Origin of the sequence: Mesorhizobium sp. BR1-1-6 (assembly GCF_020165355.1) — a bacterium.
In the GTDB taxonomy this organism is placed as follows: Bacteria; Pseudomonadota; Alphaproteobacteria; order Rhizobiales; family Rhizobiaceae; genus Mesorhizobium.
Window position 1 is genome coordinate 255,472 of record NZ_JAIUHZ010000005.1, and the last position, 23,717, is coordinate 279,188.

The 23,717-nt window shown below is 64.2% G+C and carries 18 protein-coding genes; 9 read left to right on the forward strand and 9 right to left on the reverse strand.

All coding sequences use genetic code 11. From position 1 onward, the window contains the following. Positions 1-30 precede the first annotated feature (30 nt). The 6 genes from LB545_RS13240 to LB545_RS13265 form a co-directional block, all read right to left on the reverse strand. The gene (locus LB545_RS13240; protein ID WP_224705206.1) at positions 31-1,038 is read right to left on the reverse strand and encodes an NAD-dependent epimerase/dehydratase family protein; all 1,008 of its coding nucleotides are present in this window, start codon (positions 1,036-1,038) and stop codon (positions 31-33) included. After that, a complete protein-coding gene (locus tag LB545_RS13245; protein ID WP_140760762.1) occupies positions 1,035-1,484 on the reverse strand; it encodes an EamA family transporter in 450 nt (149 codons plus the stop codon). The genes LB545_RS13240 and LB545_RS13245 overlap by 4 nt, the downstream gene beginning before the upstream one ends. Before the next feature lie 123 nt (positions 1,485-1,607). Next, a complete protein-coding gene (locus LB545_RS13250; RefSeq protein WP_140495631.1) occupies positions 1,608-2,960 on the reverse strand; it encodes an FAD-dependent oxidoreductase in 1,353 nt (450 codons plus the stop codon). A 2-nt stretch (positions 2,961-2,962) separates the two neighbouring features. Beyond that, positions 2,963-4,396 carry a UbiA family prenyltransferase gene (locus LB545_RS13255; RefSeq protein ID WP_140623250.1) on the reverse strand — a complete coding sequence of 478 codons (1,434 nt, stop codon included), beginning with the start codon at positions 4,394-4,396 and terminating at the stop codon, positions 2,963-2,965. Positions 4,397-4,601: 205 nt separating this feature from the next. After that, complete coding sequence (locus LB545_RS13260; protein ID WP_140521120.1) at positions 4,602-4,865, reverse strand: hypothetical protein; 264 nt, start codon at positions 4,863-4,865, stop codon at positions 4,602-4,604. A gap of 154 nt (positions 4,866-5,019) precedes the next feature. Then, a complete protein-coding gene (locus tag LB545_RS13265) occupies positions 5,020-7,509 on the reverse strand; it encodes a mechanosensitive ion channel family protein (RefSeq protein ID WP_140516361.1) in 2,490 nt (829 codons plus the stop codon). Positions 7,510-7,964: 455 nt separating this feature from the next. Here LB545_RS13265 and LB545_RS13270 point away from each other — a divergent pair, with 455 nt between their 5' ends. From LB545_RS13270 to LB545_RS13290, 5 genes are all read left to right on the forward strand, one after another. Beyond that, a complete protein-coding gene (locus LB545_RS13270) occupies positions 7,965-9,224 on the forward strand; it encodes a sarcosine oxidase subunit beta (protein ID WP_140495627.1) in 1,260 nt (419 codons plus the stop codon). Between the two features lie 54 nt (positions 9,225-9,278). Continuing rightward, positions 9,279-9,575, forward strand: coding sequence for a sarcosine oxidase subunit delta (locus LB545_RS13275; protein ID WP_140516363.1), 297 nt, complete (start codon positions 9,279-9,281; stop codon positions 9,573-9,575). After that, positions 9,572-12,565 (forward strand): sarcosine oxidase subunit alpha, encoded by a 2,994-nt coding sequence (locus tag LB545_RS13280; protein WP_140760807.1) that lies wholly within the window; start codon positions 9,572-9,574, stop codon positions 12,563-12,565. The genes LB545_RS13275 and LB545_RS13280 overlap by 4 nt, the downstream gene beginning before the upstream one ends. After that, positions 12,558-13,145, forward strand: a complete 588-nt coding sequence (gene soxG, locus LB545_RS13285; protein ID WP_224705207.1) for a sarcosine oxidase subunit gamma family protein — start codon at positions 12,558-12,560, stop codon at positions 13,143-13,145. Before LB545_RS13280 ends, soxG begins: the two co-directional genes overlap by 8 nt. A 159-nt stretch (positions 13,146-13,304) precedes the next feature. Continuing rightward, complete coding sequence (locus LB545_RS13290; protein WP_140760838.1) at positions 13,305-14,747, forward strand: MFS transporter; 1,443 nt, start codon at positions 13,305-13,307, stop codon at positions 14,745-14,747. A gap of 24 nt (positions 14,748-14,771) precedes the next feature. Here the strand turns inward: LB545_RS13290 and LB545_RS13295 are convergent, their stop codons facing one another. Beyond that, positions 14,772-15,476 carry a nitroreductase gene (locus LB545_RS13295; protein ID WP_140516370.1) on the reverse strand — a complete coding sequence of 235 codons (705 nt, stop codon included), beginning with the start codon at positions 15,474-15,476 and terminating at the stop codon, positions 14,772-14,774. A gap of 223 nt (positions 15,477-15,699) precedes the next feature. Here LB545_RS13295 and LB545_RS13300 point away from each other — a divergent pair, with 223 nt between their 5' ends. From LB545_RS13300 to LB545_RS13315, 4 genes are read left to right on the forward strand one after another with little or no spacing between them, the layout of a single operon-like run. Continuing rightward, the gene (locus tag LB545_RS13300) at positions 15,700-16,242 is read left to right on the forward strand and encodes a helix-turn-helix domain-containing protein (RefSeq protein WP_181167629.1); all 543 of its coding nucleotides are present in this window, start codon (positions 15,700-15,702) and stop codon (positions 16,240-16,242) included. Positions 16,243-16,272: 30 nt separating this feature from the next. Beyond that, positions 16,273-18,726 (forward strand): FAD-dependent oxidoreductase, encoded by a 2,454-nt coding sequence (locus LB545_RS13305; RefSeq protein ID WP_140495620.1) that lies wholly within the window; start codon positions 16,273-16,275, stop codon positions 18,724-18,726. Further along, positions 18,726-19,907 (forward strand): pyridoxal phosphate-dependent aminotransferase, encoded by a 1,182-nt coding sequence (locus tag LB545_RS13310; protein WP_224705208.1) that lies wholly within the window; start codon positions 18,726-18,728, stop codon positions 19,905-19,907. The genes LB545_RS13305 and LB545_RS13310 overlap by 1 nt, the downstream gene beginning before the upstream one ends. After that, a complete protein-coding gene (locus LB545_RS13315) occupies positions 19,904-22,363 on the forward strand; it encodes an FAD-dependent oxidoreductase (RefSeq protein ID WP_224705209.1) in 2,460 nt (819 codons plus the stop codon). The genes LB545_RS13310 and LB545_RS13315 overlap by 4 nt, the downstream gene beginning before the upstream one ends. Positions 22,364-22,409: 46 nt before the next feature. Here the strand turns inward: LB545_RS13315 and LB545_RS13320 are convergent, their stop codons facing one another. Both LB545_RS13320 and LB545_RS13325 read right to left on the reverse strand, forming a co-directional pair. Further along, positions 22,410-22,997: an NAD(P)H-dependent oxidoreductase gene (locus tag LB545_RS13320; RefSeq protein ID WP_140728966.1), complete on the reverse strand. Its 588-nt coding sequence runs from the start codon at positions 22,995-22,997 to the stop codon at positions 22,410-22,412. After that, a complete protein-coding gene (locus LB545_RS13325; protein ID WP_140521128.1) occupies positions 22,997-23,578 on the reverse strand; it encodes an NAD(P)H-dependent oxidoreductase in 582 nt (193 codons plus the stop codon). The genes LB545_RS13320 and LB545_RS13325 overlap by 1 nt, the downstream gene beginning before the upstream one ends. Between the last annotated feature and the right edge of the window lie 139 nt (positions 23,579-23,717).

Below are 23,717 nucleotides of genomic sequence, written 5' to 3' on the forward strand. Positions count from 1 at the left end.
TCGTGCGCAGATGAAACTGTTGGCGGGCTGCTATTCGGCGGGCACATGTTTGGTGGCGACGGCGTGGCCGGCCTTCCTGGCGCGGTATTCGCTGTAGGCGGCGATCAGCATGTCCTCGTCGCGATGTTGCGGCACCCAGCCGAGTTGGCGTCCCGCTTTGGAGACGTCGAGCACGCACTCCTCGTCGGCGATCAGATATTGCTCGGGATCCATAATCGGCAGGTTCATCAGGTCGAGCAGGTCGAGCGTGCGCTTCACCGCCCAGCCCGGCGTCGGAATCAGGATCGATTTCGAACCGGCATGCCTGATCAGGTCGCCGAGCAATTTCCTTACCGGCGGCGGGTTGAGCGAACCCAGATTATAGGCCTCGTTCGGTACGCCGGCTTTCCAGGCCGCGCGGGCAGCTTCCGCACAATCGAAAACAGAAATGAACTGGTATGGATTCCGGCCCGAGCCGATCATCGGCACCGGAAGGTTCCAGTCGATCAGCTTGAACAGTTTTTCAAGGATGCCGAGGCGGCCGGGACCGATGATCAGGCGCGGACGAAACAGCGAGATCGACATGCCGCGCTTGCGCCATTCGGCGGCCAGTTCCTCCGTCTTCTGCTTCGACCAGCCATATTCGCCGAGCGGCGCGACCGGATGCTCCTCGGTCATCGGGAAGGTGACCGTATGGCCGTAGATCATGTCGGTCGTGTAGTGGACAAGCCTGGGTGCGCCAGCCTTGTCCATCGCCTGCATGATATGCTCGGTGCCATGGAAATTGACCGGAAAGAAGAAATCGTGCCGCTTGGCGCGCACCTGGATCGGCGACAGCATCTTTGCCGACAGATTATAGACCATGTCGTCGGCCTTCAGCCCAACCGCCGCCACCGATGCGGGATCGGTCACGTCGCAATGGATGAAGCCGACGTTGCGATAATGCGCCAGGTCGCTCTTGACGATGTCGGCGACGACAACCTCCTCGCCATCCGCCACGAGCTTCGGGCCAAGGTGGCGGCCGACAAAGCCGTCGCCGCCGAAAATCACATGTCTCATCGAACGATCTCGCTGGTGCCGATCTTGTCGGGAGTGATGGAAACGGTCTGTTCGTCATGTCCCCGGTCACCCAGGTCTCGGCCGCTTTGGGCGATCAGCACCGTGCCCACGCAGATGCAGGCGATACCCGCGATGCGCCAGCCGTTGAGGTCCTCGCGGAAGACGAAATAGGCGAAGACCGCGACGGCGACATAGGCGAGGCTAAGGAAGGGATAGGCAAAGGAAAGCTCGACCTTGGACAGCACGTAGAGATGCGAGGCCATGGAAATGACGAAGGTGCACAGGCCGAGGAACACCCAGGGGCTGAAGACGATCTGCAACAGCTTGATAAGCGGGTTGGCGCCTTCGAACGAGATCGGCCCAAGCGACATCATGCCTTGCTTCAGCATCAGCTGCGCGGCCGCATTGGTCATGACCGTAAAGAGAATGAAGACGATATATTTCATAGCTGCTCACCCACCCGTGACGCCTTCTATTACAAACCCGAAAAGATTTCGTGAACTCACAAGGATATTTTGAGTAAATCTCCTCGTTAACCAGTCGCTAACCAAGATCCATTTCAATTTTATCTATTCGGCGGCCTCGGCGCCCCGCCTTCCCAGGTCGATGTTTTTCGCGGTGCGCGCCCAGAAGCCGGACATGAAGGCCGGATCGCGCTGCGCCTCCAGCCGCGACCACTCCGGAAAGGACGCGGCGAAGGTCGCGGCACTCATGCGCGCATCCTTGTAGGGGTTGACCGCTCCGCCGGCTCCGATGGCGATGCGGTCGAGTTCATCCAGCAATGCCAGGGTCGCGGCTCCCCTGTTGGGGAAATCCAGCGTCAGCGTGTAGCCAGGCCGCGGGAAGGAGAGCAGCGCCGGGGATCGGACGCCGCCGAAGCGTTTCAGAACAGTGAGGAACGAGCCCTGCCCCGCCCGCCTGGCAGCCGCGAGCAGCATCGGCACCGCTTCACGCGCGGCTTCTTCCGGCACAACGCTCTGGTGCTGGAACAGCCCGTTCGGACCGTAAAGCCTGTTCCAATCGCGCACACCGTCCAGCGGGAAGAAGAAGTCCTGGTAGCCGACCTGGCGCGGCGCGGCAGAGCGGCCCTTCCGCCATCGGTAGGCCGCATTGAAGGCGCTCAGGAACGGCCGGCTGAGCACATTGAAAGGCGGCTGGAACGGCACCGCGAAATTGCCGCCGGCACGCGCGGCGGTGTGCGAGCCATGCTCGGCGTGGTTGCCTGTGAACAGCAGGCCGCGCCCGCTGCGCCTGCCGCCGGCGAGCTGATCGATCCAGGCGACGGCATATTCATTGGCCTGGTCCGCCGCCTCGGCCAGGTCGAAGAACTCGCCCAGGTCGCGAAACGGCGTCACCTTCTCGATGATGTCGAGGGAATGCACCCGCATCAACCGGATCGAGGCCGACAGGATCAGGCCTGTCAGCCCCATGCCGCCGATCGTCGCCCGGAACAACCGCGGATTGTCCGTGGCGGAGCAGCGGTAGGTCTGTCCATCGGACCGCAGCAGCGTGAGGCTTTCGACATGGCAGCCGAACGTGCCGCGCCGGTGATGGTTCTTGCCGTGGACGTCGTTGGCTATGGCGCCGCCGAGCGTGACGAACTGCGTGCCCGGAACGACTGCCGGGAAGAAGCCGTAGGGCGCGGCGTGGGCAATGATGTCGGACAAAAGCACGCCCGCATCCGCTTCGAGAAGGCCGGTCTCGGCATTGAAGGCGCGGATGCGGTTCAGCGGCCGCATGTCGACGACCGCGCCGGCCTCGTTCTGGCAGGAATCGCCGTAGGATCTGCCATTGCCATAAGCAAGCAGCGAGGCTTGCCTGGCCTGGCCGCCCTTCAGCAACACGATCGCGTCATCGATGCCGATGACGCGGGGCGCGGGCAACGTCGCGCGCCCGAAGCTGTCGAAGCGCTCGCCGGCCATGTCTACCAGCCCCCAATCACCAGCAGCACGGCGCCGATCAGCACCACGATCTGGCTGCGCCAGTCGCGGATGATGAACACGACCGGATCGTCATGCATCTCATCGCGACGCGCCAGGATCCAGACCCGCATGGTGAGATAAAGCACGATCGGCGGCAGCGGCCAGATCAGCCAGGGATGCGGGTAGAGCTCACGCACCGCGACACTGTCCATGTAGAGCGCCAGCACCAGTGCCGAGGAGAAGGCCGAAGCCATGCCGGCCTGAGCGACAATCTCCTGGTCCTCGGTGCGATATCCGCGCCCGGCAATGCGCTCGCCGGGTGGAATGGCCGTGGTGCGCAATTCGACGAAGCGCTTCACCAGCGCCAGCGACAGGAAGAAGAAGATCGAGAAGGCGAGCAGCCAGAACGAGACCTCGACGCCGGTCGCGGCCGCGCCCGCCAGAACGCGGATCGTGTAGAGGCCGGCCAGCGTCAGCACGTCGACCAGCAGCATGCGCTTGAATGACAGCGAATAAGCCGTGGTGACAGCCATGTAGCCGCCGAGCACGGCGAGGAATTCGGGCGCCAGAAACAGTCCTGTGCCGATGCCGATCGCCAGCAGCACCGCGATCGCGCCGATCCCGAACGGGATGGAGAGCGCGCCGCTGGCGAATGGCCTGTGACGCTTGGTGGCATGCTTGCGGTCAAGCGCCAGGTCGAAGAAATCGTTGAGGATATAGATGGCCGACGCCACCGCGCTGAACGAGATGAACGCCAGCACGCACTCCCAGATCATGCCGGCGTTGAAATATTCATGCGACAGCACCATCGGCACCGCGATCAGCGAATTCTTCAGCCACTGATGCACGCGCAGCATTTTGACGATGGTCCGCAATGTCGGTTTCGGCGCCGACATGGTTTCGGCGCCATGCGCCGCCTGCCAGCGCGCGGCGTGGCGGTCCGGCGCCACCACGATCGCGCTGCGTGCCGCATCGAAAACCTGGAGATCATGGCGGCTGTTGCCGGCATAGTCGAAGCCGCCATCGCCATAGGCCGCGACAAGCGAGGCACGTTTCTTGCCGGAAGTCAGATTGTCGACCCCGTCCGTCGCAAGCACCCTGTCGAAGACACCGAGGTGGCGAGCGATGGCGTCGGCGAATTTGCGCGGCGTGCCTGTCGCCAGCACGATCTTGCGGCCTTCGGCATGCTCGGCCCGTATGCGGTCGAGCAATGGCGCGCGGTAAGGCAGCGACGCGGGATCGATATCGACGCGCTGGGCGATGGCCTGCTTCAGCCGGGCCGGCCCGGCGGCGGCCCAGAAAGGCACGAGGAAAATGTAGAGCGGGTTCTTCTTGAGAAGGATGAACAGTCCTTCCCATAGCAGGTCGGTCGCGATCAGCGTGCCGTCGAGATCGACCGCAAGCGGTATTGCGTTTCCGTCGGACCGCGCGTCCATGTCGTCCTGCCCTGCCTCGAACCCGCCGCGCCGTTTGTCGGCGTCTTCGCAAGACGTATAGCGGGGAGACGGCGTAACGAACGTTAAAACGCCCGGTTGTGGGCGGCTGCCGCCGCGGTATTTCCGGCGTCATTGTTAAACAACTGTTACCGAAAACAATAAAAGGCCGGACAAATGTCCGGCCTTTCAAGGCATGCCGTCGAAATTACTTGATGCGGGCGACGCCGCCCGAGATCTCGACCGTTTCCGAGCCGGTCAGGGCTTCGAGGTCGCCATTGGGCAAGGTGACGAAGCAGCCATTCGGGCAGAATTCCACGGTTTCGCCGGCGGCCAACGCCAGGTCGGTCTTGCTGCCGCCTTCCGTCACGATCAGCGTGCGGGTCTCGGCGTCCTTGTTGACCGCGCTGGCGGAATGGGCCGAGCCGCTCACGGCGAGCAAGGCGACGGCAGCGACGAGAGACTTCCACATGTGCAATATCGGTGTTCCCACCGCCTCTGTTGCATTTCGCAAGGCATCCTCGCCTTTGCATGGGAGCTTATATGAGATGGAAGCTGAACCGCAACTGAATGCCGCATTCATGCCGCAATTGGTTTCGACGGCCTGAAACCTTCCGATCGCCGATCTAATCCGGATCAGGTTTCTTCGCCTTGCGTCCCGATCTGGCTAGACGTTTGGCCTCGGCCGCGGCTTCCGCCTTTGCTCGTTCCTGCTCGGCGAAATCGGCCTCGATCTTGTCGTCGTCGGTCGGCCAGGCCTTCGCATGCTTGGGCTCGACGACCGCGCGTGGCGTCGAGGGTATCTCAATATGCTGGTCGCTGAACGTCTCCAGCACGGTGAAGCGGATATCGTTCTGCACGATGTTGCCGTTCATCACATCCGCCAGGAACAGGCGGATCTCGAATTCCAGCGCGGCAGGCCCGAAATTGGAAAACAGCACGAAGGGTTCGGGGTTCTTCAGCACCAGCGGATGACCGCGGGCGATCTCGAGCAGGACGGCGTGCACCTGCTTGACGTCGCTGCCATAGGCGACGCCGACCTTGATGTCGATGCGGCCGAGCTTGTTGCGGTGCGTCCAGTTGCCGACGGCGTTGTTGATCAGGTTCGAATTGGGCAGGATCACCGACTGCCGCTGGAAGGTCTCGATCTCGGTGGCGCGCACGCTGATCTTCTTGACGGTGCCGCTGATGTCGCCGGCGACGATCCAGTCGCCGACCTTGAACGGCCGCTCGGCCAGCAGGATCAGGCCCGAGACGAAGTTCGACACCACGTTCTGCAGGCCAAAGCCGATGCCGAGGGAAAGCGCGCCGGCGACCAGCGCCAGGCTGGACAGATCGATGCCCGCCGCCGAGATGCCGATCAGTGCCGCGAGTGCCACGCCGGCATAGCCGACGGCCAGCCGGATCGAGTTGCGCACGCCCGTGTCGACCTTGCCGCGCGCCATCACCGAACCGTCGAGCCAGCCCTGGAACCAGCGCGTCAGGAAATAGCCGATGATGAAGACGACGATGCCCGAAAGGATGCCGGTGACCGAAATCGTCACCGAACCGATATTAATCCCAGTCGCCAGTTTGTAAGCCCAGGCCTGGATGTCGCCCGGTTGGAAGCCCCACATCAACAGGATCAGCGGCAGGAAGACCAGCACGATCATCACATTGATGGCGACGCTGACGACAAGGCCGAGCTGGTCGAGTGCGGTGTCCTCGTAGCTGGAATTGGCCGACAGCCAGCGCCCGACCGACGTATTGGCGAAGGCGCCCTCGTCGCCGATCGCCTGTGCCGACAGGAAGCCGATATAAGCGGTGACGAGCGCCGTGCCGGTGACCACCACCTGCAGCGACACGAACAGCGCAAGGCCGATATAGCCAAGCAAGGCGGCTATGATGGTGAAGAGCCCCAGAGCCAGCGCCAGGTAGCGCAGCCATGCCGGCCAAGGCCGCCAGCTGCCGTCACGGGCCTTGAACGGCCGCAGCATCGCCATCAGGATCAGGATGATGCCGACGACGATGGTGGCCACGAAACTGCGCGCGATCGTCAGCGACAGCGGCGATCCCATCTTGTCGTTGATGACGGACAGGAAGGTGTTGACGCTGATGACCACGGCCATGGCGGTGGTCAGGCGCACCAGCCAACGCGCCGGGCCGGATTCGACCGGGATCAGGCGCCAGTTCGGCAGCCTCGGCTCGAGCGCCGCATTGGCCAGCCGATTGACGCAGAACACCACCCCGATGACCGTCGCCAGCGCGTTGAGGAAAAGGCCAATGTCGCCGCGCAAAACGTTGTAATAGTTGAAAAAGAAAATCGTCGATCCAAGAAAGGCGCCGACCGCCAGCGTCGGCAGCAATGTCGACCAGAAGGCCACCGACAGGCGGCTGAGATAGGACGGGTCCTCATTGGACGGATCGGCTTCGAACACCCGTCCAAACAACCGCCTGCCGCCGACCAGAAGCACCAGGGCCAGCCCGAGCGCCACGAAGGTAGCCGCCAGAATGGCCTGGAACTTGAACCTGAAGGCGAAGCTCAGCCAGGACGAGACCGCCTTGTAGAAATTGCCGAACTCGTCGCGGGCGTCGGAAAAGACCTGTGGGCTCAGCGCATCCGACAGCACATAGCGCTTGGTCAGGAGATTGCGGAAGAGCGCGCTGCGCATGTTGCCGATCTTGTCGATCATCCCGCTGATGCGGATCGACAGCGTCTGCGCCTGCGCGATGACCGCGTTGATCTCGGCCTTTTCGGAGACCAGCGCCTGGCGCTCGGTGCTGACGATATCGGGCTCGGGCGGCTGGCCGGCGGCGGGTGCCGGGCCGAGTTGCTCGAGCCGGCTGTTGATCTCGCTAAGGCGGGTGCGGAAGGCCAGCGCGCTGTTCAGCGATTGCCGCGACAACTCCTCGAGCTGCAGGCGGATATCGACGAGAGTGGCATCGTCATCACCGTCCTGCTGGATCTTCTTGTCGAAATTGTCGGTCTTGGTCGTCAGGTCCTGAAGGATTTTCTGCTGGTCGGCGACCAGTCCGGCAGGCGCCTGGCCAAGCCCTTGCGCCGACGCATCGAACGAAAGCGGCGCCGCAAGGACAAGCGCGAACATCAAGACGAGACGAAGCAATTTGAAAAACATGATTTGTTGGCGACTCAAGGCGGCAATGGCAATTGAATTTGCCTGTCCTTGATAAAGACGGCCATATCATGGGGCAAGCCGTCGCATCCGACCGCCAGGGCTCCGAACTCGGGGCAACAAGGGGCCCGATGGCGGCCAATCCCGCGCGCCGGCACTTTTTATGATAGGAATTTTTTCTTGACTGGGTGAAGGCAGCTATGGTAGATATTCGGTCATGGTGCTGAGTTGCGCCAACGACCCGCCGCACAGGCGGGTTTTCCGTTCAATGCTCCATCAACAGCGTACCGTCGAAGGAACCCGTTAACCCGGATTCGTTTGCCCTGATCCGACCGCACCTGCGCTGATCTGGCGGTGGCCGGAGCGTCGGCCAGTCGAAAGGCGATGGCGCAATATTGGCTTTGCGCGTGCGGCCTGCTCTATAGTCTGCCGCATCGCCCGAAACGGACATCATATCCATGGCAGAGTACTCGGCCCTTTCGCTGCTCGCGAACGCGCTCAAGGGAAACAAGGACTGGAAGCCGGCCTGGCGCAAGCCGGACCCGAAGGCATCCTACGACGTCATCATCATCGGGGGCGGCGGGCACGGGTTGTCGACCGCCTATTATCTCGCCAAGGAACACGGCATCACCAATGTCGCGGTGCTGGAAAAAGGCTGGCTCGGCTCCGGCAATGTCGGCCGCAACACCACCGCCGTGCGCTCCAACTATCTGCTGCCCGCCAACACCCGCTTCTACGAGCATTCGATGAAGCTGTGGGAGAACCTGTCGCACGATCTCAACTACAACGTCATGTTCTCGCAGCGCGGCTGCCTGAACCTGGCGCACACGCCGGCCCAGTTCGACGACTATGCACGGCGCGGCAACGCCATGCGCCATCTCGGTGTCGACGCCGAACTGATGACGCCGGCGCAAATCAAGCGCCTGATCCCCGCGCTCGATATTTCCAGTGATGCACGCTTCCCCGTGGTCGGCGGCCTGATGCAGCGGCGCGCCGGCACCGCCCGCCACGACGCCGTGGCCTGGGGCTATGCGCGCGGCGCCGACCGGCGCGGCGTCGACATCATCGAGAATTGCGAGGTCACCGGCTTCCTGCGCGACGGCGACCGCATCACCGGCGTCACCACATCACGCGGCGACATCCGCGCCAAGAAGGTGGCGGTCGCGGTGGCCGGCAGCACCGGCCGGGTGATGCAGCTTGCCGGCATCGAGACGATGCCGATCGAGAGCCATGTGCTGCAGGCCTTCGTCACCGAATCGCTGAAGCCCTTCATCGATACGGTCGTCACGTTCGGCATGGGCCATTTCTACATGTCGCAATCGGACAAGGGCGGCCTCGTCTACGGCGGCGACATCGACGGCTACAACAGCTACGCCCAGCGCGGCAACCTGCCCATCGTCGACGAGGTGATGAGCGAGATGCTGGCGCTGTTCCCGGGGCTTGCCCGCGTGCGCATGCTGCGCTCCTGGGGCGGCGTCTGCGACATGTCGATGGACGGCTCGCCCATCATCACCACCGGGCCCCTGCCCGGCATGTATCTCAACTGCGGCTGGTGCTATGGCGGCTTCAAGGCGACGCCCGCCTCCGGCTGGTGCTTTGCCTGGACCATCGCCAAGGACGAGCCGCATGACCTCAACGCCCCCTTCACGCTCGACCGCTTCCATCGCGGCCTGGTGATCGACGACAAAGGCCAGGGCGCCAATCCCAGACTGCACTGAACAATATCTCTCCAAGCAAGGCTTCACCGAGCAAGGCTGCACCAGGAATATCCGATGTTGATCACTTGTCCCTATTGCGGCCCGCGCGACGTCATCGAGTTCACCTACCAGGGTGACGGCAACCGCGAGCGTCCCGACCCCGCCTCGCAGAACTTCGAAGCCTGGAACGCCTATGTCTATGACCGGCTGAACCCGGCCGGAGACCACAACGAGATCTGGCAGCATTCCGGCGGCTGCCGCGCGCATCTCAGGGTCGTGCGCAACACGCTGACGCATGAGATTTCCAGCGTCGCCTTCGCACGCGGCGATCACGGCCCGGTCGCGCGTCGCAAGGCGGAGGGCAGATCGTGAGCCCGCGCCGGACCGAGACCGGCGGCCGCATCGACCGGCTGAAGACCATCCGCTTCACCTTTGATGGCGCGTCCTACACCGGCCATGCCGGCGATACGCTGGCTTCGGCACTGCTGGCCAACGGCGTCACGCTTTACGGGCGCTCGTTCAAATACCACCGCCCGCGCGGCCTCCTGACAGCAGGCGTGGAAGAGCCGAACGCGCTGGTGACGGTGCTGAAGGGCGAGGTTCGCGAGCCCAACATCGCGGCGACCATGGTCGAGATTCATGACGGGTTGGTCGCCGTCAGCCAGAACCGTTTTCCCTCGCTGGCTTGGGACGTCAGCGCCGTCAACCAGCTCGGCGGCAAGCTCCTGTCGGCCGGCTTCTACTACAAGACCTTCATGGGTCCGGTGATCGGGCCGCTGAAGGGCACGCGCTTCTGGATGTTCTGCGAGCATTTCATCCGCCGCGCGGCCGGCCTCGGCCGTGCCGGTTCCGCCGCCGACCCGGCGCGCTATGAGCGCATGAACGCCTTTTGCGACGTGCTGGTGGTCGGCTCCGGCCCTGCCGGGCTGACGGCCGCCAAGGCCGCTGCTGATCAGGGCGCGCGCGTCATGCTTGCCGAACTCGATCCGCGTTTCGGCGGCTCTGCCAACTGGTCGAACGAGACGATCGATGACCTGCCGGCGGCCGACTGGGCCAGGCGAACCGTGGCCCAGCTCGAGGGTTACGACAATGTCCGGCTTCTGCCGCGCACCACGGTCTGGGGCTACTACGACAGCAATACGCTTGCCGCCCTTGAACGGGTCACCGATCACAAGGAGACACACGGCAAGGGCGAACCGCGCCATCGCTACTGGGCGATCCGCGCACGGTCGGTTGTGCTGGCCACCGGCGCTTTCGAACGGCCGCTTGTATTCCCGGGCAATGACCGCCCGGGCGTGATGCTGGCCCATGCCGCGGAGCGCTACGCCAACGAATTCGGCGTGCTGGCGGGGCAGACGGTCGCGCTGTTCACCAACAATGACAGCGCCTATCGCTGCGCCCTGGCGCTGAAGAAGGCCGGCGCAAGGATTGCCGCGATTGTCGATGTCCGCCCCGAGCTTTCTGGCCAAATGCGCAAGCTGGCCGAGGAGACCGAAGCCGAGATCTTTCCCGGCCATGCCGTGATCGCCACTGAGGGCGGCAAGGCGCTCTCCGGCGTCAAGCTGCAGCGCTTCGACATGACCAACGGCACGCTCACCGGCGATTCTCGCAGCATCCATGCCGACTGCCTCTTGATGTCGGGCGGCTGGTCGCCAACCATCCATCTGGCCAGCCAGGCCGGCGGCAAGGCGCAGTGGAATGCCGCCCGACAAGCCTTCCTGCCGCCGAAGCCGACGCAGAACTGGATTGGCGCCGGCGCCTTCACCGGCAGCTTTTCCACGGCCGAAGCGATGATCGAGGGCCGCGCCGCGGGCCTTGCCGCGGCAGGCGCGCAAGCCACGCCGGCCGCACTGCCCCCGGTCGAAGCCGTAGCTTGCGATCCCGATCCGGCGCCGGTGTTCGAGATCAGGGCCAGCGGCAAGAGCTTCGTCGACTTCCAGCACGACGTGACGTCGGAGGACGTGCGGCTGGCGCACCGCGAAGGCTTCGTCTCGGTCGAGCATCTGAAACGCTACACCACGCTCGGCATGGCGACCGACCAGGGCAAGAATTCCAACGTCCCCGGCCTGGCCATCATGGCCGAGGCGCTGGGCAAGCCGATCCCGGAAGTCGGCACGACACGCTTCCGGGCGCCTTTTGCACCGGTTTCGATCGGATCACTGGCGGCGGAGCGCTTCGGCGACCTCAAGCCCGAACGGCTGACGCCGATGCATGACTGGCATGTCGCCAATGGCGCAACCATGTATTCCGCCGGCCTGTGGTACCGGCCGATGATCTACGGCCTTGCCGGCGAAACGGTCGAGCAGGCCTATGTGCGCGAGGCCAGGGCGACGCGCGAAAGCGCCGGCATCGTCGATGTCTCGACGCTGGGCAAGATCGCGGTGCAAGGTCCGGACGCGGCCGAATTCCTCGACCGTGTCTACACCAACATGTTTTCCACGCTGGCCGTCGGCAAGGCGCGCTACGGGCTGATGCTGCGCGAGGACGGGCTGGCCTTCGACGACGGTACCACATGGCGGCTCGGCGAACAGGATTTCCTGATGACCACCACCACGGCCAATGCCGGCAAGGTTATGCAGCATCTGGAATATTTCCTCGATGTGGTCTGGCCGGAGCTCAAGGTTCATGTCACCTCCGTGACCGACCAGTGGGCGGGTGCCGCGATCGGCGGGCCGAAAGCCAGGCAGATCCTGGCCGGCTGCGTCGTCGGCACCGCTGTCGACAATGCGGCGCTGCCGTTCATGGGCATCGTGCATGGCCAGATCGCTGGTGTGCCGGTGATGATCTGCCGGCTGTCCTTTTCCGGCGAAATGGCGTTCGAGGTCTATTGCGGCGCCGACCACGGCACCCATGTCTGGGAAGCGCTTGTCGAGGCCGGCAAGCCGTTCGGACTTGTAACCTACGGACTGGAAGCGCTGGGCACGATGCGCATCGAGAAAGGCCATGTGACGGGCGCCGAGATCGACGGCCGCACCACGGCGCGCGACCTGCATCTCGACTGGATGCTGTCGAAGAAGAAGCCGTTTATCGGCTCGGCGATGATGGACCGCGAGGGCCTCATCTCGCCCGACCGGCTGGAACTTGTCGGCCTAGTCTCGCTCGACAACAGGCCGCTCAACGGCGGCGCGCATATCGTCGAGGAGCTTGACGAGTCCAACCCGCACGGCTCGATCGGCCACATCACGGCCTGCTGCTATTCGCCGGCGCTCGGCAAGCACATCGCGCTGGCGCTGGTCAAAGGCGGCAAGGCCAGGCACGGCTCGCGCGCCCATGTCTCCGATCCGCTGCGCAACCGGTTCGGGCCGGTCGAGATCGTTTCCAACCACTTCTACGATCCGGACGGGAGCCGCATGCATGGTTGAGCGCCTTTCACCGCTGGAACCGGAATTCCATATCGGCTCGCACGGCAATTTCGAACATGGTGTCGAAGTCATCCTGACCGAGACGAGACCGGGCTCGATCGTGCAGCTCGCCGCCTGGCCGGGCGAAGAGAAGAAACTGATATCAGGCATCCGCGCCGTCACCGGGCTTACGTTGCCCGACGGTGCCGGCGGTGGCGCCACCAATGGCGCCAAATCGGCATTCGGTTTCGCACCGGGAAAGTTCACCGTAGCCGACGAAGCCGAGGGGCTGGCCGCGGCTTTCGCGGGCGTGGTGCCCCCCGCCATCGGCACAGTGACCGATCTTTCGCATGGCCGCACCGCGATCCGCATCGCCGGTCCGAAGGCCGAATGGGTGCTGGCAAAGTTCTTCGCCATCGATTTCGCGCTGCCGGCCTTCCCGCTCGGCGCCGGCCGCTCGACCACCCATCACGATGTCTTCGCCCAGGTCCAGCGCACCGGCGGCGACCAGTTCGACATCTACGTCTTCCGTTCTTTCGCACGCTCCTTCTGGAAGGCGCTGTGTCACGCCAGCGAGGAAGTCGGCTACGAGGTCCAGTAGGCGCGCCTCGACGGATTCTGGCATCAAGGCCGGCCGGCTCTGACGCTACAGCAATGCACCGGCGGCCGTCATAATGGCGTGATATGGCCGTCAAGCCGGTCCGAAGGGTAACAAAACCCGTCTCCAGAATCCGCGCATCCGTTTGGTTCGAATATCTCCATGACCGCAGAAATATCCGCCGGCGCCACCGATCGCGCCGATGTGCCAGCCAGAGCCCTGCTCCTGCTGCCGCTGACGGTCGCCTGCGGCGTGTTCATGACCAGTCTCGACCAGAATGTCGTGGTGACGGCGCTGCCCGGCATCAGCGAAAGCCTTGGCCGTCCACCGAGCCAGCTTGGCCTGCTGATCACGGTCTACGTCGCCAGCCTGATCATCTCGATGCCGCTCGGCGGCTGGGCCGCCGACCGCTTCGGCCTGCGCAACGTCTATTGCTTTGCGCTGCTGGTATTCGCCGCCTCGTCGGCGCTGTGCGGCCTGTCCGACAACATCTGGACGCTGGTCGGCGCCCGCGCGCTGCAGGGCTTCGGCGGCGCGCTGATGGGCACGCTCGGTCAGGTCGTCATCCTGTCGACCTTCCCTCGAAGCCGGACGCTGAAGATCAACATGTATATCTCGCTGGCCGGCCAGTCCGGCCCGCTGGTCGGTCCGCTCGTCGGCGGCGCGCTGACCACTTACATTTCCTGGCGCTGGATCTTCTTCATCAACGTGCCCTTCGCGCTGGCCGCGGCTGTCCTTGCCGCCTCGCTGTTTCCGACGGTGACCAAACCCGTGCGCACACCGTTCGATTTCCCGGGCTTCCTGCTGGTCGGCAGCGGCATGGTCCTGCTTGTCTTCGGCATGGATTCGCTGGCGGCGAAAGATGCGGCCGCCGGCGTGATCGCGGCCGAGCTTGCCCTGGCGCTGGTCATCCTGACGGTCGCCTCGTTCTATTGCCTGCGCGTGCGCAATCCCTTGCTCGACCTCAAGCTCCTGCGCATCCGCACCTTCCGCATCTCCTTCCTCACCGGCGGCGGTCTGGACACGATCGGCCTCAGCTCCGTCGTCTTCCTGCTGCCGCTGATGTTCCAGCTCGGCTTCGGCATGAGCGCGGTACAGGCGGGATCGCTGACCTTCGTCGCCGCGGTCGGGTCGGTGGTCATGCGTGTCTTCATGCCTCGCCTGCTCAACCGCTTCGGTTTCCGCCGCGTGCTGGTTTTCAACACGCCCGTCGTCGCGGCCATGGTTGCGGGCTTTGCCCTGATGCAGGCGACCACACCGGTGTGGATCGTGCTTGCCTACATCTTCATCTTCGGCGTCTTCCGTTCCGCGCAATGGGCGTCGACCGGCAACCTTGCCTATTCCGACATCGCGCCCGATCAGCTCGCCCGCTTCAGCGCGCTCTATTACATATTGTGGCAACTGGCGGTGGCGATCAGCGTCGGCCTGGCCGCCGCGGCACTATCGTTTCTGGCCGGCGGCGGCCCGGCCGTCGCCAATGACTTCCGGATACTGTTCGTGATCGAGGGTGTCATCACGCTGTGCGCGCTATCAGCCTATCTCAAGCTGACGCCGCAGGATGGCGCCCATGTCAGCGGCCATGGCGCCCAGATGAACACGGAATAGCGGATGTCGCAGCGCAGCAGCGGCCTACTCGCTGAACGTCACCCATTCCTCCAGCGGCACGCGGTCGGTTCGGAAGGCGTTTTCGGGCTTCGACGTATCTTCATAACCGAGCGCCATGCCGCAGACGACGATCTCCTCGTCGGGAATGCCGAGCACCGGCCTGATCTGCCGGTGATAGGGCGCGAACGCCGCCTGCGGACAGGTGTGCAAGCCCCTGCCCCGCGCGGCAACCATGATGTTCTGCAGGAACATGCCGTAGTCGATCCAGGAACCCTGGTTAAGCCGGCGGTCGATGGTGAAGATCATGCCGACCGGCGCGTCGAAGAAGACGAAGTTGCGGTCGTGCTGGGCACGCATCTTGTCGACCTCGCGGCGACCGATGCCGAGCGCGCCGTAGAGCCCGAAACCGTTGGCGCGGCGGCGGGTCAGGTAGGGTTCGAAGAACTGCGTGGGATAATAGCGATATTCGTCCCAATCGGCCTTTTCAGCACGGATGCCGGAATTCAGGATGGCATCCGATATCCGCTGCTTGGTGTCACCCTTGGTGACATAGACCCGCCATGGCTGCATATTGGTGCCGGAAGGGGCGCGTGCCGCGACCGCCAGTATGTCGCGGATCGTGTTGTCGTCGACCATGTCGGGCAGAAAAGCGCGCACCGACCGGCGCGATACGATCGCGTCGTCGACGATCTCGGCATCAACCGTGATTCGAGCCTTCTTTCCAAGCATGGGCCGTCCTTACCCTGTGTCCCGATCGGACGTCCCCACTCGCCGCTCGCGGCCGAGCCTTTGCATGAACCGCCAAAATCGCGCAAGCAAATCTTGTGCACCCGTGAAAATCCGCTTGATTTTTTCACCGCTCCGGCATCTCATGAAATTTGATGGGATTTTTTCACGAGAGCGCGATTTGCCTCCAACTACAGCGAAAGCATTGCAGGGAAATTACGAGCGATTGCTGGCCAGCGACATCAGGGCGCTGCGCAAGGCGCGAGGGTTGACGCTCGCCGAGATCGCCCTGAAACTCGGCCGGTCGGTCGGCTGGGTCAGCCAGGTCGAACGCGGCCTGTCGACACCGTCGCTCAGTGATCTCCGGGCTTTCGGCGAACTGTTCGGCGTGCCGGTCAGCCTGTTCTTCGGCCACGACGTGCCTGTCGAAAGCGAGCGCGGCGCGGTCGTGCGGGCCGGCAGCCGCCGCACCCTTGGCACAAGCGAATCCGGCCTCATGGAGGAGCTTCTGTCGCCCGATCTCGGCGGTAGCTTCGAGATGCTGCGTTCCGTCTTCGCGCCGGGCGCCGAGCTCAAGAGCGAGGCGCGTCGGCCGACCGAAGAGGCTGGATATGTCGTGTCGGGGACGTTCGACATCGAAATATCGGGGACATGGCATCGGCTCGGCGAAGGCGATTCCTTTCGCTTCGAGGGCAAGCCATTCCGCTGGCGCAATCCGGGAATGGAGCCGGCGGTCGTCATCTGGGTGGTTTCGCCGCCAGTTTATTGAATGAAATTGGACCAAGGGTTGGAGAAGAACATGGCCGGTTTGCCGAGCACGGCACGCGTGGTGATCATCGGAGGCGGTGTCGTCGGCGCCTCCTCGCTCTACCATCTCGCCAAGGCGGGCTGGACCGACTGCGTTCTCCTGGAAAAGAATGAACTCACCTCCGGCTCGACCTGGCATGCCGCCGGTAACGTGCCGACCTTCTCCTCGTCCTGGTCGCTGATGAACATGCAGCGCTATTCGACCGAGCTCTATCGCGGGCTGGCCGAGGCCGTCGACTATCCCATGAACTACCATGTCACCGGCTCCCTGCGGCTTGCCCACACGCAAGAGCGCATGCAGGAGTTCCAGCGCGCCAAGGGCATGGGCCGCTACCAGGGCATGGACATCGATATCGTCGGCACGGACGAGATCAAGCGCCGCTATCCCTTCATCGAGACGCATGAGCTGGAAGGCGCCCTCTACGACCCGAGCGACGGCGACATAGATCCGGCGCAGCTGACCCAGGCGCTGGCCAAGGGCGCGCGCGACATGGGTGCCCGGATCATACGCTTCTGCCCGGTGACAGGCGTGCGCCGCGAAAGGGACGAATGGGTGGTCGTGACGCCGCAAGGCGAGATCCGCTGCGAGATCGTCGTCAACGCCGCCGGCTACCGTGCCGCCGAAGTTGGAAAAATGTTCGGCCGCGAGGTGCCGATGATGGTGATGAGCCATCAGTACATATTGTTCGAGGAGATCCCCGAACTCGCCGCATGGTCGAAGGAACAGGGCAGGAAGCTGCCGCTGCTGCGTGACGTCGACACTTCCTACTATCTGCGCCAGGAAAAGAACGGCATGAATCTCGGCCCCTATGAGCGCAATTGCCGCGCGCATTGGGCGGGTCACAACGATCCGATGCCGGAGGATTTTTCCTTCCAGCTTTTCCCCGACGATCTCGACCGGCTGGAACATTATCTGGCCGACGCCGTCGCCCGCGTGCCGATCCTGGGCACCGCCGGCCTGTCCAAGGTCATCAACGGCCCGATCCCCTATGCGCCGGACGGCAATCCGCTGATCGGGCCGATGCCGGGCGTCCCCAATGCGTTCGAGGCCTGCGTCTTCACCTTCGGCATCGCGCAAGGCGGCGGTGCAGGCAAGGTGTTGGCCGAATGGGTCACGCAAGGCCAGACCGAATGGGACATGTGGTCTTGCGACCCGCGCCGCTTCACGTCCTTCGCTTCGGCTCCGGATTACTGCGTTGCCAAAGGCATGGAGATCTACGGCAACGAATACGCCATCCAATTTCCGCGCCATGCCTGGCCGGCGGGACGCGACAGGAAATTGTCGCCGATCCATGATCGCATGAAGGCGTTCGGCGCGCGCTTCGACGCCTATAATGGCTGGGAGCGCGCCACCTGGTATGCGCAGGATGGCGACGACGTCTCGGAGGAAGCAACGCTCACCTTCCGTCGCGACGGGCCGTGGCAGCACCGCGTGCGCGAGGAATGCCTGGCCGTCCGCGACGCCGCCGGCATCCTCGACCTGCCGGGTTTTTCGCGCTTCAACCTCGAAGGTCCGGGCGCCGCCGAATGGCTTAGCCGGCAAGTGACCGGCCTCGTGCCGAAGCCCGGCCGCATCGGTCTCGTCTATTTCTCCGACGACAAGGGCCGCATCGTCACCGAAATGTCGGTGGTGCGCCACGGCGAGGAATCCATGACGCTGATCACCGCGGCGGTGGCGCAATGGCATGATTTCGAATGGCTGAAATCGCACATGCCCGTGGATGCGACTTTCAAGCTGATCGACCGGACCGAGGAATTCTCCACCCAAATCCTGGCCGGACCCAAGTCGCGGGAAATCCTCGCCGCCGTCTGTGAGGCCGACCTGACCTTGCCGTGGCTCACGCATCAGGAAACCAAGATCGCCGGGCGCTGGGCGAAGCTGGTCCGCGTCTCCTTCGCCGGCGAACTCGGCTGGGAAATCCACACCAGGGTCGACGACACCGCCGCCGTTTTCGACACCATCTGCGCGGCGGGACAGCCGCACGGCCTGAAACCATTCGGCATGTACGCGCTGGATTCGTTGCGGCTTGAAAAGGGCTATCGCACCTGGAAGGGCGACCTCTCGACCGACTACTCGATCCTGCAAGGCGGGCTCGAGCGGTTCGTCAAATGGGACAAGCCCGAGTTCCGCGGCAAGGCGGCGCTCCAGAACGAGAAACAGCAGGGCGTCAGGAAGCGCTTCGTCACGCTGGTGGTGGAAAACCCCGGCGATTGCGACGCGCCCTACATGTCGACGCTGTGGCGTGAAGGCCAGATCGTCGGCGAGACGACGTCGGGCGGCTGGGGCCATCGCGTCGGCAAGTCGATCGCGCTCGGCATGCTGCGTGCCGATCTGGCGGAGCCCGGCACCGCCGTGGAGATCGAGATCTTCGGCGACCGTTTCAAGGCGGTCGTGCAGAACGATGAGCCCTTGTGGGATCCGAAGAACGAAAGGTTGAGAGCCTGATGCCAAAACCATCATCGCGCATTTCAGGCATCGTGCCGTCGGGCAAGGATGGCTGGGAAGTCCATTTCGCCGCGTGGGCCCGCAAGGAAGCCGGCGAGGACATCATCATGCTGTCGGTCGGCGATCACGATTTCGACACACCTTCCGAAACGATCGAGGCTTGCGTGACCGCGGTTCGCGGCAGCAATCACCACTATACCCCTTTGCCCGGCCTGCCGCGCCTGCGCAAGGCGATGGCGGCGGCCTCGGTCGCCTGCACGGGCGTCGGGACGACGCCGGACCAGGTCATCGCCACGCCGGGCGGCCAGGCGGCGCTCTACGCCGCCGTGCAAGCCGTGCTCGATTCGGGCGACCACGCCATCGTGGTCGCGCCATACTACGCGACCTACCCCAACACCTTCAGTGCCGCGGGCGCGACCTTCACGGTTGTCGAGACGCCGGCCGAGGACGGTTTCCAGCCCCGCGCCGACATGATCCGCGCGGCACTTCGGCCGAACACGCGCGCCATCCTGATCAACACGCCGAACAACCCGACCGGAGCCGTCTATTCGCGCGAACGGCTGGAACAGCTGGCCGAGGTCTGCCGCGAGCACGATTTGTGGCTGCTGTCAGACGAAGTCTATTGGACGCTCGGCGGTGGCGAGCACATCTCGCCGCGTTCCCTACCCGGCATGGCCGAGCGCACGCTGGTCATCAATTCCATGTCCAAGAGCCACGGCATGACCGGCTGGCGCATGGGCTGGCTGACCGGCCCGAGCGAGATGATCTCGCTGCTGACCAACCTCAATCTGGTGACGACCTACGGCCTCCCGGCCTTCATCTCGATCGCTTGCACCGAGGCGCTGGAGAAGGGTTATGGCGTGAAGGAAATCGCCGAACGCTATGCGGCGCGACGCGCCGTCCTGCTCGACGCCGTGCGAGGCATGAACGATGTCGGCGTGCGCGGCTCCGAAGGCGGCATGTATGTCATGCTCGACATATCGGCCGTCGAATCCGACGACGAGAAATTCGCTTTCGCCTTCCTCGACAAGGAGAAGGTCGGCGTCATGCCCGGCTCCAGCTTCGGCGAGGCCGCGGCAGGCCATATCCGCGTCAGCCTGTGCCAGCCGGAACCCGTCTTGCGGGAAGCAGCACTCCGGCTGCGCCGCTTTGTCTCCAGCTACCGCCGCGAGGCCGCATGAACATCCCTTCCCCCAGAACCATTCCCGCCAAGGCAAGGGCCGTCATCATCGGCGGCGGCGTTTCGGGCTGCTCGGTCGCCTATCACCTGGCCAAGCTCGGCTGGACCGACATCGTCCTTCTGGAGCGCAAGCAGCTGACCTCGGGCACGACATGGCATGCCGCCGGCCTGATCGGCCAGTTGCGCGGCTCGCAGAACATGACGCGGCTGGCGAAATATTCGGCCGACCTCTACGTCAAGCTGGAAGCCGAGACCGAGGTCGGCACCGGCATGCGCCAAGTCGGCTCGATCACCGTCGCGCTGACCGAGGAGCGCAAGCACGAGATCTATCGTCAGGCGTCACTCGCCCGCGCCTTCGATGTCGACGTGCGCGAGATTTCGCCCAGGGAAGTCAAGGAGATGTACCCGCATCTCAACGTGTCCGACGTCGTCGGCGCCGTGCATCTGCCGCTTGATGGCCAGTGCGACCCCGCCAACATCGCCATGGCGCTGGCGAAGGGCGCGCGCCAACGCGGCGCCACCATCGTGGAGAATGTGAAGGTCACCAAGGTCCACACCAAGGCGGGCCGCGTCACCGGCGTGTCCTGGGCGCAGGGCGAAGAGCAAGGCACGATCGAGGCCGACATCGTCGTCAACTGCGCCGGCATGTGGGCGCGCGAACTGGGCGCCCAGAACGGCGTCACCATCCCGCTGCACGCCTGCGAGCATTTTTACCTCGTCACCGAGCCGATCCCGGGGCTGAGCCGCCTGCCGGTGCTGCGCGTGCCCGACGAGTGCGCCTATTACAAGGAAGACGCCGGCAAGATGATGCTCGGCGCCTTCGAGCCGGTGGCCAAGCCCTGGGGCATGGACGGCATCCGCGAGGACTTCTGCTTCGATCAACTGCCCGAGGACATGGACCATTTCGAGCCGATCCTGGAAATGGGCGTAAACCGCATGCCGATGCTGGCGACCGCCGGCATCCACACCTTCTTCAACGGCCCCGAGAGTTTTACGCCCGACGACCGCTACTATCTCGGCGAGGCGCCGGAACTGCGTGGCTACTGGATGGCGACCGGCTACAATTCGATCGGCATCGTCTCGTCAGGCGGCGCCGGCATGGCGCTGGCGCAGTGGATCAACGACGGCGAGGCACCGTTCGACCTGTGGGAAGTCGACATCCGCCGCGCCCAGCCGTTCCAGAAGAACCGCCGCTACCTCAGGGAGCGCGTCTCCGAAACGCTCGGCCTGCTCTATGCCGACCATTTCCCCTATCGCCAGATGGCGACGTCGCGCGGCGTGCGCCGTTCACCCCTGCATGAGCATCTGAAGGCGCGCGGCGCCGTGTTCGGCGAGGTCGCCGGCTGGGAGCGCGCCAACTGGTTCGCGCGCGAGGGACAGGAGCGCGAGTACCGCTATTCCTGGAAGCGGCAGAACTGGTTCGACAACCAGCGCGAGGAGCACCTCGCCGTCCGCAACAAGGTCGGCCTGTTCGACATGACCTCGTTCGGCAAGATCCGCGTCGAAGGCCGCGACGCCTGCGCCTTCCTGCAAAAACTCTGCGCCAATGACATGGACGTAGCGCCGGGCAAGATCGTCTACACGCAGATGCTCAACCGGCGCGGCGGCATCGAGAGCGATCTCACGGTGTCGCGCCTGTCGGACACCGCCTATTTCCTCGTCGTGCCCGGCGCCGCGCTGCAGCGCGACCTCGCCTGGCTGCGCAAGCACCTGACAGATGAGTTCGTCGTCATCACCGATGTAACCGCTGCCGAAAGCGTGCTCTGCCTAATGGGCCCGGATGCGCGAAAACTGATCCAGAAGGTCAGCCCCAACGACTTCTCCAACGAGAACAACCCGTTCGGCACGTTCCAGGAGATCGAGATCGGCATGGGCCTCGCCCGCGCCCACCGTGTCACCTATGTCGGCGAACTCGGCTGGGAGCTCTACGTCTCGACCGACCAGGCGGCCCATGTCTTCGAGGCCATCGAGCAGGCCGGCGCCGATGTCGGCCTGAAGCTGTGCGGGCTGCATACGCTCGATTCCTGCCGCATCGAAAAGGCTTTCCGCCATTTCGGTCACGACATCACCGACGAAGACAATGTGCTGGAAGCCGGCCTCGGCTTCGCGGTGAAGACGGCCAAGGGCGATTTCATCGGCCGCGACGCGGTGTTGAAGAAGAAGGAAGCCGGATTGAGCCGCCGGCTGGTCCAGTTCCGGCTGAAGGACCCGCAACCGCTGCTCTTCCACAACGAGGCGATCCTGCGCGACGGCAAGATCGTCGGTCCGATCACCTCAGGCAATTACGGCCACCATCTCGGCGGCGCGATCGGGCTGGGCTATGTGCCCTGCCAGGGCGAGACCGAGGCGGATGTGCTGGCCTCGTCCTATGAGATCGAGATCGCCGGCGAGCGGTTTGCGGCAGAGGCATCGCTGAAGCCGATGTATGATCCGAAATCGGAACGGGTGAAGATGTAGCGCGTTTTTCCCTTCTCCCCTTGTGGGAGAAGGGAAGTTCGCCCCCTCAAAACCGCTCCAGCTTCGCCCGCACCTTCGCCAGAAACGCGGCTCTCGTCTTCGGCGTCGAGGCGTCCATCAGATAGTGCGCCATGAAGAAAGTCCGGCAGCGCGTGGCGCACAGCGCGCGCATGCCGCGCAGCAAGGTTTTGCGCCCGGGCTGGCCGACGACGACGCTCCACCATGTCGGCGCGCCGCAGGTGGTGATGACGCCGACCTTGGTCACATGCCGCATCAGCGACTTGATCCGCCCCTTGCCGGCCGGCAGCTTGAAGGCGACGTCCGTCGCCCACACCCGGTCGAGCCAACCCTTCAGCATCGCCGGCAGCCCGTACCACCAGGTCGGATAGACGAAGAGGATTGCCTCGGCCCAGTTGAGCAGCTCGAAATGCGGCTTCAGCGCAAGGTCCTGCGGCGCCTGGGTGTTGTAGAAACGCCGTTCCTCGCAGCTCATCACCGGATCGAACTTCTCGGCATAGAGGTCGAGCAGCCGCACCTCCCAGCCCTTTCGCGTCAGCACCTCCACGGCGGTGTCGCGGATAGCGGCGCAAAAACTCTCCGGCACCGGATGGCAATAAACCACCAGCGCGCGCATCAGAATCTGTCCATGCTGGCCGTGACCTTGGCCAAGAACGCCTTGCGCGTCTCGTCGCTCGAAATGTTCATCGAATAATGCGCCAGGTAGGAAACCGAAGCGCCCGGCTTGACCGTGGTGCGCAGCATGCGCTTGATCAGTTTGCGCGGCGGGTCACCCATCAGCATGGCGCGGAACCGGCTGCCGCCATAGGTGGTGACCGCCGCGATCTTCCTGATGTTGTGCAGCGACGGCTGCGCCTTGCCGTCGACCAGCTTGAACGACACGCCGGGCAGGAAGACGCGGTCGAAGAACCCTTTCAGGATTGCCGGAAAGCCGTAGTTCCAGACCGGATAGGAAAGCACCAGCGCATCGGCGCGCAGCAGGCGTTCGACATACGGCGCCGCAGGGTCGGCGGAGCCGCGCGGATTGTGATAGTCCAGCCGTTCCTGGCGAGAGAGCCGCGGGTCGAAGTCCTCGGCATAGAGGTCGCAGTCGTCAATAGCATGACCGGCAGCCGTCAGTCGCTCGACGATCGTCCGGTGCAGGCCGGCATTGAAGCTGGTTTCGACCGGATGGGCGTGGAGGACGAGGATGTTCATGGCGAGGCATTGCCTGGGTCAGCGCGAGGCACCCCCCTCTGCCCTGCCGGGCATCTCCCCCGCATGGGGGGAGATCGGACTATCTCCTTGCTTTCGCCAATTGTCAGCGCGGCAGGTTGGCGGCAGCGCTTAAGCTGCC

Coding starts and splice junctions, on each gene's coding strand:
- LB545_RS13305 (WP_140495620.1), top strand. CDS start 16,273: ATGGCCGGTTTGCCGAGCACGGCACGCGTGGTGATCATCGGAGGCGGT.
- LB545_RS13290 (WP_140760838.1), top strand. CDS start 13,305: ATGACCGCAGAAATATCCGCCGGCGCCACCGATCGCGCCGATGTGCCA.
- LB545_RS13255 (WP_140623250.1), bottom strand. CDS start 4,396: ATGGACGCGCGGTCCGACGGAAACGCAATACCGCTTGCGGTCGATCTC.
- LB545_RS13265 (WP_140516361.1), bottom strand. CDS start 7,509: ATGTTTTTCAAATTGCTTCGTCTCGTCTTGATGTTCGCGCTTGTCCTT.
- LB545_RS13310 (WP_224705208.1), top strand. CDS start 18,726: ATGCCAAAACCATCATCGCGCATTTCAGGCATCGTGCCGTCGGGCAAG.
- LB545_RS13275 (WP_140516363.1), top strand. CDS start 9,279: ATGTTGATCACTTGTCCCTATTGCGGCCCGCGCGACGTCATCGAGTTC.
- LB545_RS13250 (WP_140495631.1), bottom strand. CDS start 2,960: ATGGCCGGCGAGCGCTTCGACAGCTTCGGGCGCGCGACGTTGCCCGCG.
- LB545_RS13315 (WP_224705209.1), top strand. CDS start 19,904: ATGAACATCCCTTCCCCCAGAACCATTCCCGCCAAGGCAAGGGCCGTC.
- LB545_RS13245 (WP_140760762.1), bottom strand. CDS start 1,484: ATGAAATATATCGTCTTCATTCTCTTTACGGTCATGACCAATGCGGCC.
- soxG (WP_224705207.1), top strand. CDS start 12,558: ATGGTTGAGCGCCTTTCACCGCTGGAACCGGAATTCCATATCGGCTCG.
- LB545_RS13295 (WP_140516370.1), bottom strand. CDS start 15,476: ATGCTTGGAAAGAAGGCTCGAATCACGGTTGATGCCGAGATCGTCGAC.
- LB545_RS13260 (WP_140521120.1), bottom strand. CDS start 4,865: ATGTGGAAGTCTCTCGTCGCTGCCGTCGCCTTGCTCGCCGTGAGCGGC.
- LB545_RS13325 (WP_140521128.1), bottom strand. CDS start 23,578: ATGAACATCCTCGTCCTCCACGCCCATCCGGTCGAAACCAGCTTCAAT.
- LB545_RS13320 (WP_140728966.1), bottom strand. CDS start 22,997: ATGCGCGCGCTGGTGGTTTATTGCCATCCGGTGCCGGAGAGTTTTTGC.
- LB545_RS13240 (WP_224705206.1), bottom strand. CDS start 1,038: ATGAGACATGTGATTTTCGGCGGCGACGGCTTTGTCGGCCGCCACCTT.
- LB545_RS13270 (WP_140495627.1), top strand. CDS start 7,965: ATGGCAGAGTACTCGGCCCTTTCGCTGCTCGCGAACGCGCTCAAGGGA.